Source organism: Brevibacillus sp. SIMBA_040 (assembly GCF_046535075.1).
Lineage (GTDB): Bacteria > Bacillota > Bacilli > Brevibacillales > Brevibacillaceae > Brevibacillus.
Genome location: NZ_JAWRXI010000006.1, coordinates 202243 through 217717, shown reverse-complemented (window position 1 = coordinate 217717; position 15475 = coordinate 202243). Strand labels below are relative to the sequence as shown.

Sequence of the window (15475 nt, the reverse complement as noted above, 5' to 3'; positions counted from 1 at the left end):
TTTTAACAAAAAAAAGACGTACCCCAACTCTTACAAGTTCGTACGCCGTGCTGGTTATCCTATGCAGTTCACTGGTTACATGAGGTTCGTGCCGTCTTCCTTCATTAATGCACGCAATTCCTCAACAAACGCCTGACCCTTCTGGATTTCTTCCTCGGTATAACGCTGTTTGCTTTTGAAGGTGAAAATCTTGCCCTTCATCTCTTCATAGGGCAAATGGTTGAAATACAGGATAGTCGAAACAAGTTCGAGAAAGCGAGAGTTCTCCTCGTTCATTCGCAGTATGGCACGCTCGCCGAGACCAAAGTCCACCTCATGGAAGCGGAGAAAGTCGCGTCCGGTTTCGTTCAGCGTGTAACGATACATATGAATCGCGCCCTTGCTCTCCATCTGCTCATCCAGAAGCCCCATATTGCACAGCTCGTCCACGCGCAGTGTCAATTCCTCCGAGTATGGTCCGTACATATGAAACTCGTAGCGTTCATCGAAATCCATCTCCAGATGTTTCCCTATGTACACCATTTTCTGCAGTTTTTTCCGCCCGCTCACTTCGCCGACAATCTCAATCAGGCGAATAATTTTGGCGTGACGATTAAGCATCTTCCATCACTCCCAGACGTTCTCGAATCTTCCGGGAGAGTTCCCCCGGCAAAGCCATGACTTTATCCAATGGAAAGTACAATTTGTAGTCAAATCGCCGCTTTCCGCTAATGGCCTGTACAATCTCAGACTTCTGCGACAGCTCAACAAGCTCGCCAGACGGCATTTGGAGCATAATCGGAATCCGCTCCTCTTCTTCGCCGGCACGGTAAAAATCATACGGAAGATCAGAGGTTGTGTCTACCTCCAAATAATACATAGGGTCAATTCCCGCAGCTTGGAACTCTTCCTTCAGCTCTGCCAGCAAACGGAAATCCCTTGGATTATATTCGACGTATTTAAAGAGATTCCTGTCCAAAAAACGCGAGCACAAATCTTTCAATATCGGATCATTTTCTTTGCGCCACATCTGCATGTAAAAGAGAATAATCGATTCATCGAGAGCCAAATAGTCCGCCAGCTCTACCTTGTCCTGCAAAAAGGGCAGGAGCATGATCGGCTGCTGGATAAACGGATAGCCTTGCGAGAATAGCAGCTTTGCCCGTTGAAAAATTTTGCAAAGCACGACCTCTGCACTGCGTGTCACTGGGTGGAAATAAACCTGCCAGTACATCTGATAGCGGGACATGATATAGTCCTCAACTGCGTGCATGCCGCTGAATTTAAAGACAATCCCGTCCTCTTGCGGGCGCATGACACGCAAGATCCGTTCAATCTCAAAATTGCCATAGTTGACTCCGGTATAGTAGGCATCGCGCAGCAAGTAGTCCATCCGGTCTGCATCCAGCTGGCTGGAGATCAAACTGACGATCAGCTTGTTGTCGTAGGTTTTATTAATCACTTCGGCAAGCTTCTTCGGGAAGTCATCATCAAAACGGCGCAGAATCCGATTGATGTGTGTATCACCTAGCAAAATGGCGCGCGTCCAGTCCTCGTGATGATACTTGAACACCTTTTCAAACGAATGGGAAAACGGTCCGTGTCCCACATCGTGAAGCAAGGCTGCACATAAGCATAAGAGCTTTTCCTCGTATGTCAGTTGAATTCTGCCTTCGAATGTATCCAAAATCCTGCGCATCAGCTCATATACGCCGAGTGAATGGTTAAAACGGCTATGCTCGCCACCATGAAAGGTAAAAAAGCTGGTGCCCAGTTGCTTGATTCGGCGCAGCCGTTGAAATTCTGCTGAATTGATCAAATCCCAAATAAACTTGTCCCGCACATGAACATAACGGTGAACTGGGTCTTTGAATACTTTTTCTTCATGAAGCAGTTGTGGCTGTTGCATCCTGGACACTCCCTTCCTGTGTTCCGTTCTCTCTCTATTTTTCATTCTGGTAATTTGCCTATATCATACCATACGTTCAGAAAATCTTCAGACTCTGAAATAAATCAGAAGAAATGGAAAACAGCTCTCTAAATAGAAAAGACAAACATCCAAAGCGCAGACTCGGACGTTTGTCGCTATTTCTTGCTGAATCTAGTGCATCTGTGCCTCTGGACTGTACAAATCCGGTCGCTTGGCTGCTTTTTTCGCCAGCTTTTTGATTTTGCGCTGCGTCAGTACCGTATAGAAGGCTGGTACTACAATCAAAGTCAGCAGTGTGGAGAACAAGAGGCCGGAAATAATCGTGACCGCCAGCGGCTTGAACAGGACATCCCCTGAGATGGCAAGTGGCATCAAGCCAGCGACCGCCGTCATTGAGGTCAAAAGAATCGGCCGCAGCCGTGCCTCCCCTGCTTGTATCACCGCTTGCTTCAGCTCGACTCCTGCGTGGCGCGCCTCTTCGATAAACTCGATAAAGACGATACCGTTTCGCACGACAATTCCAGAAAGCGAGATGACTCCCATCATGGTCATAAACCCGAGTGGTGTTTGGGTGACAAACAAGCCTATCAAGCTACCCGCTACAGCCAGATAGACGGTGCTCATGACAAGCACAGGAATCGATAGAGAATAGAACTGCATTGCGATCAAAATCAAAATCAGGAATACAACGAGAATCGACAGTTTCCCCATATCAATGAAAATATCGGTCTGCTCGGAGGTTTCCCCGCCGATTTCAAAGCGATATCCTTCTGGCAGAGACATGCCAGACAGCATCGGCGTTATTTCTGCCATCACTTCCGTAGCCGTCCGTCCTTTTACATCACTTGTGATCGTCACTGTACGAGACAGATTGCGATGTGGAATTGATTGCGTGCTAAAAGTCGGCTTTACTTCTGCCAGCTGGGATAGCGGGATCAGCTCTCCCCGTGCATTGGCAATACTGAGTCTTTGGAACAACAGCGACGGTTCTTCATCGCCTTTTTGCAAAAACAGCTTCATGTCAACCAAATCACTGCCTGTATCAAATTCGCTTACGGTTAGTCCTTCGCTAACCAGACGAATTGTCTGGGACAAATCTGTATAGTTTACGAGCTTTTGTTCCATCAACTCTTTGCCTACGACAAATTCCAAAGTATGACGCTCAACTCCAAAATCATCCTGCACGTCTGAAGTGCCTGCTAAATAGGCAACCTTGTCTTTGACTTGTGCAGACAAGGAGCGTAGCGTCTCGATGTCATCCCCATAGATGCGAATGACAATTGGCTTGCCAACAGGAGGCCCGGCCTCCAATTGCTTTGGAATAATCGTGGCCTCTGGATACATTTTTTTAAATTCTTCTGTCCATGGCTCGATGATGTTTTCGATCTTCGTTTCCTTTTTGTTATAGCGAATGACAAGCTGTCCTGCAGTAATCCCGCTGCCAGCTGCCGTATCTCCGCCAAACATCTTTGGAGCACTGCCGCCACTGTAGGCTGCTACCGTTTCGATCGCCGGCTGCTTCAAAATCCAATCCGAGACACCCGTCACGACTCGATCTGTTTCCTCCAGGCTGCTGCCGACCGGGACCCGTACATCGACGAGAAATTGCGGACGATCATCGACCGGGAACAGCTCGACGGGGGTAAATGGAATCAATCCGTATGCCGCAGTTCCGATCATAACACCGACCATCCCTGCCAGAAGCGGACGTTTTAAAATACGCGGCATCAGACGCCCTGCATACCATGTAGTCAGCTGCGTCAATTGTTTCCCCAGGAGCCCTGCTGGCTTGCGATACCCTTCTACTCCTGCCTTGCGCCTCTGTTCGTACCATTGACGGAAAATCGGAATAATCGTCAAGGACATAATCATAGACGCCAGCATCGTCAGTGAGATGATCGCAGGAACAGGGCGAATGAACTGACCTACGTTTCCATTCAAAAACATGAGCGGGGCAAACGAAGCAATCGTTGCCAATGTAGCCGTAATAATCGAAATGGAAACTTCCTTTGCACCGTTCACCGCTGCCCGTAAAGGCTTTTCCCCGAGAACGGACAGACGGCGCTCGATATTATCATTGACTACTACCGCGTCATCTACCAAAATCCCCAGAACAATGATCAACGAGACGATCGAAATCATATTCAAGGAGATGCCCAAGGATGGCAGGAACAAAAGGCCAACCGCAAGCGAAATCGGAATCGCGAGTGCTACGACAAACGACGTAATCAGGTTCAACCCTAATGTACAAACCAGTAAAACGGCAAAGACCGCTACAATCATTTCCCGGGTAAGATCGCTAAACAGATCATCCACCCGTTCATTTTGACTGTAAATCGAATGTCTTTCCGCCCAAACTGGCAATGATTTATCCAGTGTGAGCATCATTTCGTCCAGTCGTTTTTGCAGAGAGGGCACATCGCTTCCTGTCTCTGCGTTCACACTGAGGGTAATCGCCGGTTTCCCGTTAAAATAGGAATTGAATGCAACGGTTTCTGTCGTCATCTCAACCGATCCGATGTCCTTTAAATAAATCGGGAAGCCCTCTTTTGATCGAGAGATAATGACCTGATTCAATTCTTCTACGTTTTCATTTTCTGCCAGCTTCAACTGATAGGTGCGCTTGTCAGTAGTCAAATCACCGAGAGGGATTTTTTCATTTTCTTTTTTGACAGCCATCATCACTTGGCCCCAGGTAATTCCATACTGACTCAGCTTTTGTGTATCTACCTCGATGTGGACCTCTTGCTTCGGTAATCCTTCGACCAGGACGTCCGCCACATTTGGCAAGGTACGCAGCTGGTCTTTCCACGCTTTGATCATCGTCCGCATACTGTACAGCTCTTCTTTCGTGTCTGCTGTGACAGCAAAGCTTTGAACAAAGGTACGATTCAAATCGTCATTAATAATTGGCTGTTTGGCGTCTGCGGGCAGGTCCGCCTCTGCATCCTTTACCTTTTTACGCAGCTCATCCCATTTTTGCTTCGGATCTACATCGCCTTTGGTTTCCACGATAATAGAAGAAACGCCGAGAGATGAAGTGGAAGCGATGTAATTCAAGCCTTGCAGCTCGTTTATTTTTTCTTCCAGCTTTTTCGTTACCGTCTGCTCTACCTTTTCCGGAGAAGCCCCAGGGTAGATGGTCGTAACAATCGCCATATTGACAATGATATCGGGTGACTCCTGTTTGGGCAGCTGAAAAAAGCTCATAAAACCGACAAGCACAACCATCGTAAAAAACAGCAAAGTAATCTTGCGCTTGCGGACGATGTACTCAATCACGGTTGTGTACCTCCTGCCGTCTCGATTGGGTCGCCGTCAAACAAACGGTCAACACCTTTGACGATCAGTTGGTCTCCCTCTTTCAAGCCGTTTTTGATCTCCAGCATGTCATTTGTAATCTGACCGATCTCAACTTTCGTTTTGACTGCCTTGCCATCTAGATTGATAAAAACATGTGCGTCATCCTTGCCTCTGCTGATGACAGCCTCAACTGGAACGTAGATACCGACTTGCCCCGAAATGGTTTTGGTTGCTTTTACTACCTGACCTGCAAACCAATCATGCTTGGGGTTCGCAATCTGCACCTCGACACCGATTGTTCCAGTGCTTTGGTTTGTCGCCGGGAAGATTTTCGTTACCTTTCCATCGCGTTTTTGCCCATACAGATCAAGAGAGATGACCTCCCCCTCTTTCCACATGGAAATTTCGCGGTCAGGTACTGGCAAAACGACCTTTAACGTGTCGATATTGCCTACCTGGTAAACAGGCGTTCCTGAGCCGACCAGTGAGCCAGTCGAGGAAAGCTTGGAAATGATCGTACCGTTAATCGGCGAACGCAGCTGTGTCTTGGCCAAGGAGCTGGCTGCCACTTCTTGTGCAATCACCGCCTGATTGTAAGTCGCACGGCTCAAATCCTTGTCTTCGGCACGTGCTCCCTGCGTCACAAGCGAGTATGCCTGCTGGGCATTTTCCAAGTCTTTTTGCGACAAAGTCAAGCCGTTCTGAGCGCTTTCGAAATCGCTTTTGGAAATCGCCTTTTCCTGATAAAGCTGTTCGATGCGTTTAAAATCATCCTGCATTTTCTGATGCGCAATCGTCGCTTTTTCCACAAGCAAGCGAGCCTGTGTGATTTCCTGCTCCCGAGCCCCGTTGTTTACCTTGCTGAGATTGGCAGCGCTCTGCTGTACAGCGGCACTGCTTGAGGCAACCTGAAGGGAATAATCCTGCGCATTGACCCTCGCGAGTACATCTCCTGCTTTAACCGTATCCCCTTCATTTCGATTCAGCTCCACGATCCGCCCGCCCACTTCAAAAGAGACCATAGCCTCGTCCAAAGGTGCAAGCGTCCCGGACAGCTCTGAAATAGCCGAAGCTTGCTGCTTTTTCACAGCGTCTAACACCACGTGCTTAACTTCCTTTACCGGCTGCGCTGCTGGTTGTTGTCCACTGCAGGCTGTAGTCGTTACGATCCCAAGCATCATTACAGAAACAAGCCATTTCCTCTTCATGACTTCCCCCGCTCCTATGTATCACTGTTTTGTTATTTCTTGCAGTTAATGCCTTGCAATAAAATGTCTGAAGCGTTCTCAAACAGCTTTTCCTCTTCGATGTCCAAATCAACATTTACCCGGTATTTGGCCATAAACGCGTAGAAGAATGTGGAGATAAACATCAGGGCAGCTGTACAAGGATCACCCTTTGGCAAATGTCCTTGTTCTTCGAATTCCTTTAGCTTGTTGGACAAGACATCAACAGCTGTTACTGGAACACTGCTAAACAGCTTGATGACCTCTGGTTGATTATCCGCTTCAATCATGCAAATCATCAAAATTTCCTTTCGATCGACCAGCAAATTGAAATAGGTTCTCGCATAATTTACTAGCAATTGCTTGATATCGGCATACTCGCCTTGAATTCCTTGCTCCAGCTGTTGCCGTACATCGAGGATATCTTTTAGGAGCTCTTCCAGAATCGCAACCTTGGTTTTGAAATGTCGAAAAATCGTTACTTCATTGACCCCTGCGAGCTCCGAAATTTTACGCGTGGTCGCTCCCTTGTATCCTTTTTGCGCCATTAATTGCCGCGCGGCTGACAAGATTCGTTCTCGCGTCTCCTGTTCCTCTGCCTTTCCCCCCAGTGACGGATCGATCGGTGGGTGTTCCATAACGCACCTCCTATGCATGCAAGTAGTTACTGTCATTTTCAATAATTTCCAACGTCATTATATATCGCACATGCATGCATGTAAATACTTGCATGCGCTTCCAATACAAATATTTTTTTAGACTCATTTTCCCAAAAGAAAAAAGCCTGAATTTATATTTCCAGGCTTTTTCAACTCAGCGTCACTATCTGCGTATTTGTTCTTTAATTTGGGAGGTCGGATCGTAACGGAGATCTGTTGCGTATTCAACCAGATCAATCTCGCAGCCAGGACCAATGACGACATTGTTTCCGCGAACAATCTTGGCCCTTGTATATTCCAGATAGATTTCATCACCTTCGATCGTATCTACCGAAAGCGTATTGTTAAAAATGTGCTTCAGTAGTTTATTGAGCGTACTGCTCCCAGCCTTGCGTACCTCGATATGCTCCCCGCCGATTTCTCTTGCCTCACAGCCCCCATGGAGATGCACTTCAATACGTCCTGCATTTAAAAGCCCACCGATAGAAAAAGCACCTTTACCGTGAAACACTTCTGCCTCACAATCTCCAGTTGTTTTTAAAAAACCGCGCACCTTGATTTCTTCACCAGTCAAGCTTCCGTGTACTTTAGCACTGCCATCCACTCGCAGCTTCGTAAAATCGACATCGCCATTGATATCTACCTGACCGTAGACCTCGAGGGTGTCCATCTCTACCTTGCCGCTAATTGAAGCATTACCTTCCACTTTCCCAAATGAGGAGAGCACATCGCCAGAAATCGTGACATGTCCTGCGCAGCGCAGCTCATTGCATTCCACATTGCCCGTGATCTTGCCGAAGCCTTGCACATTGACCAGATTGTATACGCCTCCCGAAGTATTTGTGGAGCCTTGTATGATCAGATCAGGTCGATTTTCCTGTTGCATAAATCATGCCTCCTATTACTTATGAAATTTTTGCTTTCAGCTCTTCTATACATCCGGCGAGATTCAGCCGCTTCACTACTTTTACACCGCTGTCAAAATACAGGTCCGTCGAGCTGGACACGAGTACAAAAGTAGAAATCCCCATTTTTCTCACAAAAATGAGCTCGCACGGTTTTCCCTCAAGCTTGGGATAATGGCTGACCAAGGCTTGCAGCAATCCCGCGCCCTCGTCCAGGCTCATCTCTCCGGTCACCAGCAAACGCTCAAGTACATAAGCGTACAAGATTTGCTGAAAAGTGTATGTCTCTGACTCCCCTTGCTGACGAACGAAAAGCTCTAGCGAGGTTTTCGAAACAATGTTACGTCCTAATAATTCTACAGGAGTAAGCTTGGTGCCAGCCAGATTCGGAGAAAACATGTCTGCTAGCTCATCTAAGGATAAGCCATCCTTCATATTGATGATCTTGTCGATCCGGTCCAGGATTTGCTCCCGGGGGAAAAAGGTTTCCTGACCAGTGAAGGTTGCCCGGCGAATAAACCAGTCCTCAGGGATCAGATTCTTCCTTTTCCAACGATACAACTGACCGTAAGAGATCCCGGTAAACTCCAGCAGCTCCTTTTTCGAAATGACATTCGGGTCCATGTAAAGCACCTCCAATAAGAATGTAACATAACACTGTTACGTTATCAAGGGATTCATAGAATGAAAAACAAAAAAGGACTCCCGCGGAAGCCCTTACTTGATCTGTCTTATTGAAATTCTGCCTGTATCAATCGCTTCATATCCGCTGGCACAGGGGCATAAGCTGCAATCTCTTCTTTGCGAACAGGATGCTCGAAGCGCAGTGATGACGCATGCAATGCCTGTCTGCGCATGAGTCCCCTGGCCGCGCCGTACATCGTATCACCCGCGAGTGGATGGCCCAAATGTGCAAAATGTACCCGGATTTGATGAGTACGTCCCGTCTCTAACCACACACGAACGAGGCTCATCTGCGAAGAACGTTTGGTTACCTCGTAATGCGTAACAGCGTGATCCCCCGTATCTACCACCCTACGCTTTGTCGGGTGTCTCGGATCTCTGCCAATCGGAGCATCGATTGTGCCCGCTTCGTCTCTCACAGCTCCATTGACGATAGCGAGATATTCCCGGTGAATACCGCCCTCGCGGAGCAAACGGTCTGCTAGTTGATGACCGTAGCTGCTTTTTGCTAGCAGGATCGCGCCCGATGTTTCTTTGTCCAGGCGATGAACGGGGTGAGGATTCAGCTGCACTCCTTTTGCCAAAAAAAGGTCTGCCAGCACATGAACAAGCGTACCACTTTGTTCTTGCTTGATCGGATGTACCATCATACCTGCCGGTTTGTTTACGATCAGCAGATGGTCGTCTTCGTACAGAATTTCGATCGAGGGAATGCTCTCTGGTGTAACGCTTCTCTCTGCTGCGACTGGCCCCTTCTCTAGCAAAGGCTGTCTATCCACTACTCGTACAGCGATTTGATCACCTGTTTTGACCTGTCGCTGCAGGAATGGCTGCTTTCGATTAAGCAGAATCCCTTTGCTTCTCGTCAGACGCTGCATCATGCGGCCGGAAACATTCATCTTTTGCCTGACGATCTGTTCGACATTCATCCCCGCGTCTTCTTCTGTGACGGTGTACTCCATCCAATTTTTGCTGCTCACGTATTATCCCTCTGTTCCATGCTTTTTTCCTATTGTAGCAAAAGCAGCCGGTCATGTCTTTTTTAGAGCCCTTTGCTTACAGTGTCGCTTCCCAGCGTGCGGTTTCCTCACGAACCCGTGGCGCTACCTCTGTTCCGAGGAGTCGAATCGCGTTCATGACGTCATCATGTGGCATCGTGCCTACTGGGACATGCAGCATAAAGCGTGTGATTCCTACCTGCTTGCGTAGGTGGATAATCTTTTGGGCAACGGTTTCCGGGTCACCCACGTACAGAGCACCTTCAAAGCTGCGTGCCGCATCAAAGGTGGAGCGGTCATAATGACCCCAGCCGCGTTCTTTCCCGAGAACGTTCATGACCTGCTGCGTGGAAGGGAAAAATTTATCTGCTGCTGTCTGCGTATCCTCTGCCACAAAGCCGTGAGAGTGTGATGCTACAGTTAGCTTAGACACATCATGGCCAGCCTGGGCTGCTGCCCGCTTATACAGCTCGACAAGCGGCGCAAACTGGACCGGACGCCCCCCGATAATGGCAAGAACGAGCGGCAGTCCCAGAAGCCCCGCACGAATGGCCGATTGTGTATTCCCACCACTGCCGATCCATACTGGCAGCGGGTCTTGCACTGGACGCGGATAGACACCCAAATTTTGAATAGCAGGTCGATGTCCGCCTCTCCATGTCACTTTTTCGGAAGCCCGTATTTTGAGCAGCAGCTCCAGCTTCTCGTCGAACAGCTCATCGTAATCCTGCAAATCGTAGCCAAACAGCGGGAACGATTCAATAAAAGAACCTCTCCCTGCCATGATTTCTGCCCGACCATTTGAAATGGCGTCAAGCGTGGCAAAGTCTTGGAATACACGTACAGGATCAGCAGAAGAAAGCACAGTAACTGCACTTGTCAGCCGTATCCGTTTTGTCTGTGATGCAGCGGCAGCCAGCACGATCGCTGGAGATGACGCCGCATAATCCTTGCGATGGTGTTCACCGACCCCGAACACATCCAGTCCGACCTGATCAGCCAGTACAATCTCCTCTACCACCTCACGCAAGCGCTGTGCATGACTTATGACCTCGCCGGTATGAACGTCCGGCGTTGTTTCTACAAATGTGCTCAAACCAATTTCCACTGACACTTCCTCCTCTTTGTAGTCTTATTCTCTTAACGAGAGCGGACAGTTATTCTATATCGCAAGTTATTATCTCTATTTTAAGACTCTTAAATTCAAATTTCAAGCTCTAGGCTTATTTACCTGGCAGTTGTTCTTGTTGCGGGTACAAAAAAGGGGCAATCCCTTCGTCTTCTACCGACGATAGGACTGCCCCGATTTGTTTCTCTTTTTGACTCTTAGCCCTTCAGGTTTTCCGGGTTCAAGCCTTGCAGCTCTGGCAAGACAAACAGACCGTCTTTGCGGATCAGTACATCATCAAACCAGATTTCGCCGCCACCGTACTCTGGACGCTGAATGTTTACCATATCCCAGTGGATTTGGCTACGGTTCGTGTTATCCGCATTTTCATAAGCGCGACCTGGTGTGAAATGGAAGCTGCCTGCGATTTTTTCGTCAAACAAAATATCATTCATCGGATGCAGGATGTATGGATGTACGCCAATCGCAAACTCCCCGATATAGCGCGCTCCCTCATCCGTATCAAAGATTTGATTCAGCTTTTCTGTATTGTTGGACGTCGCCTCGATAATTTTACCGTTCTCAAAGGTCAGGCTGACGTTTTCAAACTTGGTACCCATGTAGCTCGTTGCTGTATTGTACGTAATTTTGCCGTTGACCGAGTCGCGTACAGGCGCCGTAAAAATTTCCCCGTCTGGAATATTGCGCAGCCCAGAACAGATGACATTCGGAATATCTTTGATCGAGAAGCTCAGGTCTGTGCCCGGTCCAACCAATCGAACCTTATCCGTACGGTCCATCAGCTCTTTCAATGGCAAAAAGGCTTCATGCATTTTTTTGTAATCAAGGGAGCAGACATCAAAGTAAAAATCCTCGAAAGCTTCAGAGGACATGTTTGCGCTTTGTGCCATCGCTGCGGTTGGGTAGTTGAGTAGTGTCCAGCGAACATTGGAGACCAAATAGTCATTCAGCTCCTGCATCACGCTTTGATGGGCGCGGCGACGCTCTACCGGAACATCCGACATCTCACTGTCATTGGCAGGTCCGTTAATGACGATATACGTATCCAAATCCTTGAACATCGACTCTTCCCATTTCACCTGATGCTCTGCACGCGCTTCGCTTGCACCAAGCATCAGCTCACGGTTGATCGCTGGGTCGATAATTCGGACGAATGGATAAGCTCCCAGTGCATATGCCTGCTTCACCAGTTCCTTTGCCAACGCGTGACCTTCCCCGCGAACCTCGATCAACAGCGTTTCTTTTTCCTTCAAGCGAACCGAGTGGCTAAGCAGGTTTTCTGCCAGCTTGATGATTCGTGTATCCAACATACAATCTCCCCCATCCCCAAATTGTTCGATATGTAAGCAAAACTCAATCGTGGTCAGTTCATGCCGTCTGCAAAAAATATTTTACCGAATAGACTGACCTTTTTCAATTAGTGATTCCTCAGGCGCCGATTTTTTCCAAAAAACGGTGAAAATTTTTCTTGCAATTATTCTGTCATCTAGAGTATCCTAGTCAACAAGAGTTTATCTGTGAAAAAATTTTGAAGGACGGGAGTGTTGGTTCATGGTAATTGCTGTAGTTCTCTGCGCTTAGGTAGGGCCTCTGTGAGGGGCACTGCCTCTTACAACCCTATCAAAAGCTAGAAGCTGCAGGTTGCCTGAACCGCTTCCGTCTTTTCCCGATATGATGTGGGTGCCAGTTTTACGGGGTGTTGTCGGTTTTTTGTACCAAGAATCCCTTGGACATAGACCGTTTCTTTCGTTCTCCCGTTTTCTCGGCTGTTTTTCCCACCCTTTTCTATCGTTAGGTAAAGCGCAAGCGGAAGAGCATCGTCTCTCTCCCGTTTGCGCTTTTTTTATAGAGTATGAGCACGGCACCTGTCGGCGAAGAACCAAAATACGAATGGAGGAATACTTGTCATGCATTGGCGTTCATGGGATCTCAATTTAAAAGTACGTCTTTTCGGCGAATTGATCACCCATACTTTCTTTTGGATGTACTTTCCCTTTATGGCGCTCTACTTCAGCGATACATTCGGCAAAGACGTTGCTGGTCTCCTCCTGATGGTGCCACCACTTCTCGGAATGCTTTCCAACCTGTTTGGCGGTTATCTCTCGGATAAAGTGGGGCGCAGATTCACGATGCTCCTGTCCTTATCGATGTCGACTGTGATGTTTGCCTTATTTGCGTTTTCCACCTCACCTTTAATGGACTATTTGGCTTTCATTGGAATCGGTATCGCGGGTGCCTTATACTGGCCTGCCAGCTCAGCGATGGTGGCGGATTTGACGACAGAAGAAGATCGCCGCATGGTTTTTGCTACATTTTACACGGCGATGAACATCGGGGTAGTAGCAGGACCTGTCTTGGGATCGTTTTTCTTTGTTCATTATCGCTTTGAATTATTGCTCGTCTGTACCATCATTGAATTCCTGTATTTATTCGCTATCTTCTTTTTAATCAAGGAAACCTTGCCTGAAGAAGTACGCCGTGAAAAAGCCAAGGAACGTTTTTCCCTGGCTCAGCAATTCAAAAGCTATTCCATCATCTTCAGCGATAAGGTTTTTGCCCTCTATATTCTCGCAGGAATATTGGTCGCGATCGGCTTTATGCAGCTTGATATATACATGGCCCTGTACGTAAAAGAGCACGTCATGTCCCAGCCGTTGTTTTCCTGGGGCGATTGGAGCTTCTCTATCGGGGGAACGAGTGCGTTTGGCTGGCTAATGGGACTAAATGGTCTCTTGGTTGTCCTGTTTACATTGCCTGTCACGCAGTGGTTCCAGCATTGGAGCGACCGCAATAGCCTGGTGATTTCGTCTGTTCTGTACGGCTTCGGGATGTTCCTGATGGCCTTTACGACAAACATCTGGTTCTTATTTGGCTGTATGGCAATTTTAACGCTGGGCGAGCTGATTCGTACCCCGGTTGCTCAAAGCTTTATTAGCAAATACTCGCCTGAAGATGCGCGCGGGCAATACATGGGAGCCTCGTCCCTGCAATTTTCGATTGGACGCTTCATTGCTCCGATGACAATCGGCTTATCGCAATGGCTATCTCCTCTTGGTGTGTTCGGGATCATTCTGGGCATCTCCCTGCTTAGTGCGTATTTGTATATCATTTTGTTCCGCATGATTCCCGCTCAGCAAGAAGGCTAATCTCTGACCTAGCAGGCCGGCCCTATAATAGGGGTCGGCTTTTTGGTACTAGAAAACCAAACCTAGCATATAGTGATTACTAGCAGGCTGAATGAATTGCTAGGAGGTTTTCTTATGAACCAGCTACAGGTGTTTGCTACTTTCAGTCAATCAGGAGAGCACGTATACCGTACATCCACCTATATCCAATGGGGCACCAGCCCTCGTTCACTGGGCAGCTGCCTCTTGTTAAACCCGGGCTCGGCTACCCTTTTCCGGGAAAGACCAGCACCTAATCATTCGATCATGGGCCAGATTACGCTCGATCCTACAATGCAGCAGCTGGTCAAGCTGGTCACAGAAATCTATCAAACTCAATCGCTGAATGGCAGGTTCACGATCTATAATTTGTTTGCCTTGCAAAACCCACGATCCTCTGAGGCGATACCCGCTTTTGAAAAGCTAGTTGAAAGTGGCGTGGCCACTATCGAAGAACAGCTAATACCTACCCAAGAGCTACAGCAGCATCCTTGGATTTTACTCGGGTGGGGCTGCCTCACAAAAGCGTCGTGGAAATCTCTCCCCCTGCTCAAACAATCGTGGCTGCAACAAATTGCTGCGTCCGGCATACCCTTTTTCGGAAAAAAATGCTCCAATGGCAAAGACTACTATCATCCCTGCCCACAGCTGTACGCTACCCGCGATGTGATTTTACGGGATTTGGTCAATGAATATGCGCAGTCTGTTTTAAAACGAGATAAAGCCACCTTTACTCAATAAAAGAACACAGTTGGCCCGGGACTACTCTACTATCGCCGTTTGTAGTAGAGGTCGTCTCGGGTTTTCTTTTATTTGAAAAGATACAGCTTGATAGGGAACAAATGTTCTTGTATGATTAGGAATAGAGAGAACCTCGAAAGGAAGTGAGCGAAATGTCTGAGCAAATAAACGTACCTCTGGTCAAGATTCAGCCCTGGTCGGAAACAGATCTTCCCTTGCTGCAGCTTTTGAATGCCCCACAAATGACTGAGCACTTAGGCGGTCCGGAGACAAAGGAACAGGTCACTGCCCGGCACAGGCGATATGTCGACAACGCGGGAGGGACGGGGTGTATGTTCAGTGTTATCCTGCTGCCAGAGGCAATCTCCGTTGGCAGTGTCGGTTATTGGAACCGCGTCTGGCAAGGAGAAACCGTATATGAGATCGGCTGGAGCATCTTGCCTGCCTTTCAGGGAAAAGGTATTGCCTCGGCAGCCGTAACAGAGGTCATCACCCGTTGTCGTGCTGAACAGAAACACAAATCGATCCATGCCTTTCCATCTGTTAACAATCCTGCCTCGAACGCGATTTGCCGCAAGCTGAGCTTTACGCTTGTCAGCGAATGCGACTTCGAATATCCACCAGGAAGCAGCATGAGATGCAACGATTGGCGCTTGGAGCTTACCCCAGAGAAGTAGCCATGTAATCGATCGGGTATGCTCTGCACAAAAAAAGAGCCTGCTTCCCGCTTAGGGGAAACAAGCTCTGCTCCACGCTT

13 protein-coding genes are annotated in these 15475 nt (G+C 48.1%); 3 read left to right on the top strand and 10 right to left on the bottom strand.

Annotated features, from left to right (window positions below; translation table 11 throughout):
* Positions 1 to 75: 75 nt before the first annotated feature.
* The 10 genes from SB752_RS12515 to SB752_RS12470 form a co-directional block, all read right to left on the bottom strand.
* A complete protein-coding gene (locus SB752_RS12515; protein WP_410715968.1) occupies positions 76 to 600 on the bottom strand; it encodes a YwgA family protein in 525 nt (174 codons plus the stop codon).
* Positions 593 to 1888: an HD domain-containing protein gene (locus SB752_RS12510; RefSeq protein ID WP_410715967.1), complete on the bottom strand. Its 1296-nt coding sequence runs from the start codon at positions 1886 to 1888 to the stop codon at positions 593 to 595. The genes SB752_RS12515 and SB752_RS12510 overlap by 8 nt, the downstream gene beginning before the upstream one ends.
* A gap of 192 nt (positions 1889 to 2080) precedes the next feature.
* On the bottom strand, positions 2081 to 5191 hold the full coding sequence (locus SB752_RS12505) for an efflux RND transporter permease subunit (RefSeq protein ID WP_410715966.1): 3111 nt from the start codon (positions 5189 to 5191) through the stop codon (positions 2081 to 2083).
* Positions 5188 to 6420, bottom strand: coding sequence for an efflux RND transporter periplasmic adaptor subunit (locus SB752_RS12500; protein ID WP_410715965.1), 1233 nt, complete (start codon positions 6418 to 6420; stop codon positions 5188 to 5190). The genes SB752_RS12505 and SB752_RS12500 overlap by 4 nt, the downstream gene beginning before the upstream one ends.
* Before the next feature lie 32 nt (positions 6421 to 6452).
* Positions 6453 to 7076, bottom strand: coding sequence for a TetR/AcrR family transcriptional regulator (locus tag SB752_RS12495; RefSeq protein ID WP_410715964.1), 624 nt, complete (start codon positions 7074 to 7076; stop codon positions 6453 to 6455).
* A gap of 184 nt (positions 7077 to 7260) precedes the next feature.
* Positions 7261 to 7983: a polymer-forming cytoskeletal protein gene (locus tag SB752_RS12490; protein WP_410715963.1), complete on the bottom strand. Its 723-nt coding sequence runs from the start codon at positions 7981 to 7983 to the stop codon at positions 7261 to 7263.
* Positions 7984 to 8002: 19 nt separating this feature from the next.
* On the bottom strand, positions 8003 to 8626 hold the full coding sequence (locus SB752_RS12485; RefSeq protein WP_410715962.1) for a YhbD family protein: 624 nt from the start codon (positions 8624 to 8626) through the stop codon (positions 8003 to 8005).
* A gap of 107 nt (positions 8627 to 8733) precedes the next feature.
* The gene (locus SB752_RS12480) at positions 8734 to 9666 is read right to left on the bottom strand and encodes an RluA family pseudouridine synthase (protein ID WP_410715961.1); all 933 of its coding nucleotides are present in this window, start codon (positions 9664 to 9666) and stop codon (positions 8734 to 8736) included.
* A 76-nt stretch (positions 9667 to 9742) separates the two neighbouring features.
* Positions 9743 to 10792 carry an LLM class flavin-dependent oxidoreductase gene (locus SB752_RS12475; protein ID WP_410715960.1) on the bottom strand — a complete coding sequence of 350 codons (1050 nt, stop codon included), beginning with the start codon at positions 10790 to 10792 and terminating at the stop codon, positions 9743 to 9745.
* Positions 10793 to 11010: 218 nt separating this feature from the next.
* The gene (locus SB752_RS12470; RefSeq protein WP_410715959.1) at positions 11011 to 12123 is read right to left on the bottom strand and encodes an aminopeptidase; all 1113 of its coding nucleotides are present in this window, start codon (positions 12121 to 12123) and stop codon (positions 11011 to 11013) included.
* A 597-nt stretch (positions 12124 to 12720) separates the two neighbouring features.
* Here SB752_RS12470 and SB752_RS12465 point away from each other — a divergent pair.
* From SB752_RS12465 to SB752_RS12455, 3 genes are all read left to right on the top strand, one after another.
* Positions 12721 to 13959 carry an MDR family MFS transporter gene (locus tag SB752_RS12465; RefSeq protein ID WP_410715958.1) on the top strand — a complete coding sequence of 413 codons (1239 nt, stop codon included), beginning with the start codon at positions 12721 to 12723 and terminating at the stop codon, positions 13957 to 13959.
* Positions 13960 to 14073: 114 nt separating this feature from the next.
* Entirely contained in the window at positions 14074 to 14718 is a 645-nt protein-coding gene (locus SB752_RS12460; RefSeq protein ID WP_410715957.1) for a hypothetical protein, read from the top strand.
* Between the two features lie 152 nt (positions 14719 to 14870).
* On the top strand, positions 14871 to 15395 hold the full coding sequence (locus SB752_RS12455; RefSeq protein ID WP_410715956.1) for a GNAT family N-acetyltransferase: 525 nt from the start codon (positions 14871 to 14873) through the stop codon (positions 15393 to 15395).
* Positions 15396 to 15475: the final 80 nt, after the last annotated feature.

Bases quoted from the DNA above. Each gene is read 5' to 3' on its own strand.
- SB752_RS12515 (WP_410715968.1), bottom strand. From the start codon at position 600: ATGCTTAATCGTCACGCCAAAATTATTCGCCTGATTGAGATTGTCGGC.
- SB752_RS12510 (WP_410715967.1), bottom strand. From the start codon at position 1,888: ATGCAACAGCCACAACTGCTTCATGAAGAAAAAGTATTCAAAGACCCA.
- SB752_RS12500 (WP_410715965.1), bottom strand. From the start codon at position 6,420: ATGAAGAGGAAATGGCTTGTTTCTGTAATGATGCTTGGGATCGTAACG.
- SB752_RS12495 (WP_410715964.1), bottom strand. From the start codon at position 7,076: ATGGAACACCCACCGATCGATCCGTCACTGGGGGGAAAGGCAGAGGAA.
- SB752_RS12490 (WP_410715963.1), bottom strand. From the start codon at position 7,983: ATGCAACAGGAAAATCGACCTGATCTGATCATACAAGGCTCCACAAAT.
- SB752_RS12485 (WP_410715962.1), bottom strand. From the start codon at position 8,626: ATGGACCCGAATGTCATTTCGAAAAAGGAGCTGCTGGAGTTTACCGGG.
- SB752_RS12470 (WP_410715959.1), bottom strand. From the start codon at position 12,123: ATGTTGGATACACGAATCATCAAGCTGGCAGAAAACCTGCTTAGCCAC.
- SB752_RS12465 (WP_410715958.1), top strand. From the start codon at position 12,721: ATGCATTGGCGTTCATGGGATCTCAATTTAAAAGTACGTCTTTTCGGC.
- SB752_RS12460 (WP_410715957.1), top strand. From the start codon at position 14,074: ATGAACCAGCTACAGGTGTTTGCTACTTTCAGTCAATCAGGAGAGCAC.
- SB752_RS12455 (WP_410715956.1), top strand. From the start codon at position 14,871: ATGTCTGAGCAAATAAACGTACCTCTGGTCAAGATTCAGCCCTGGTCG.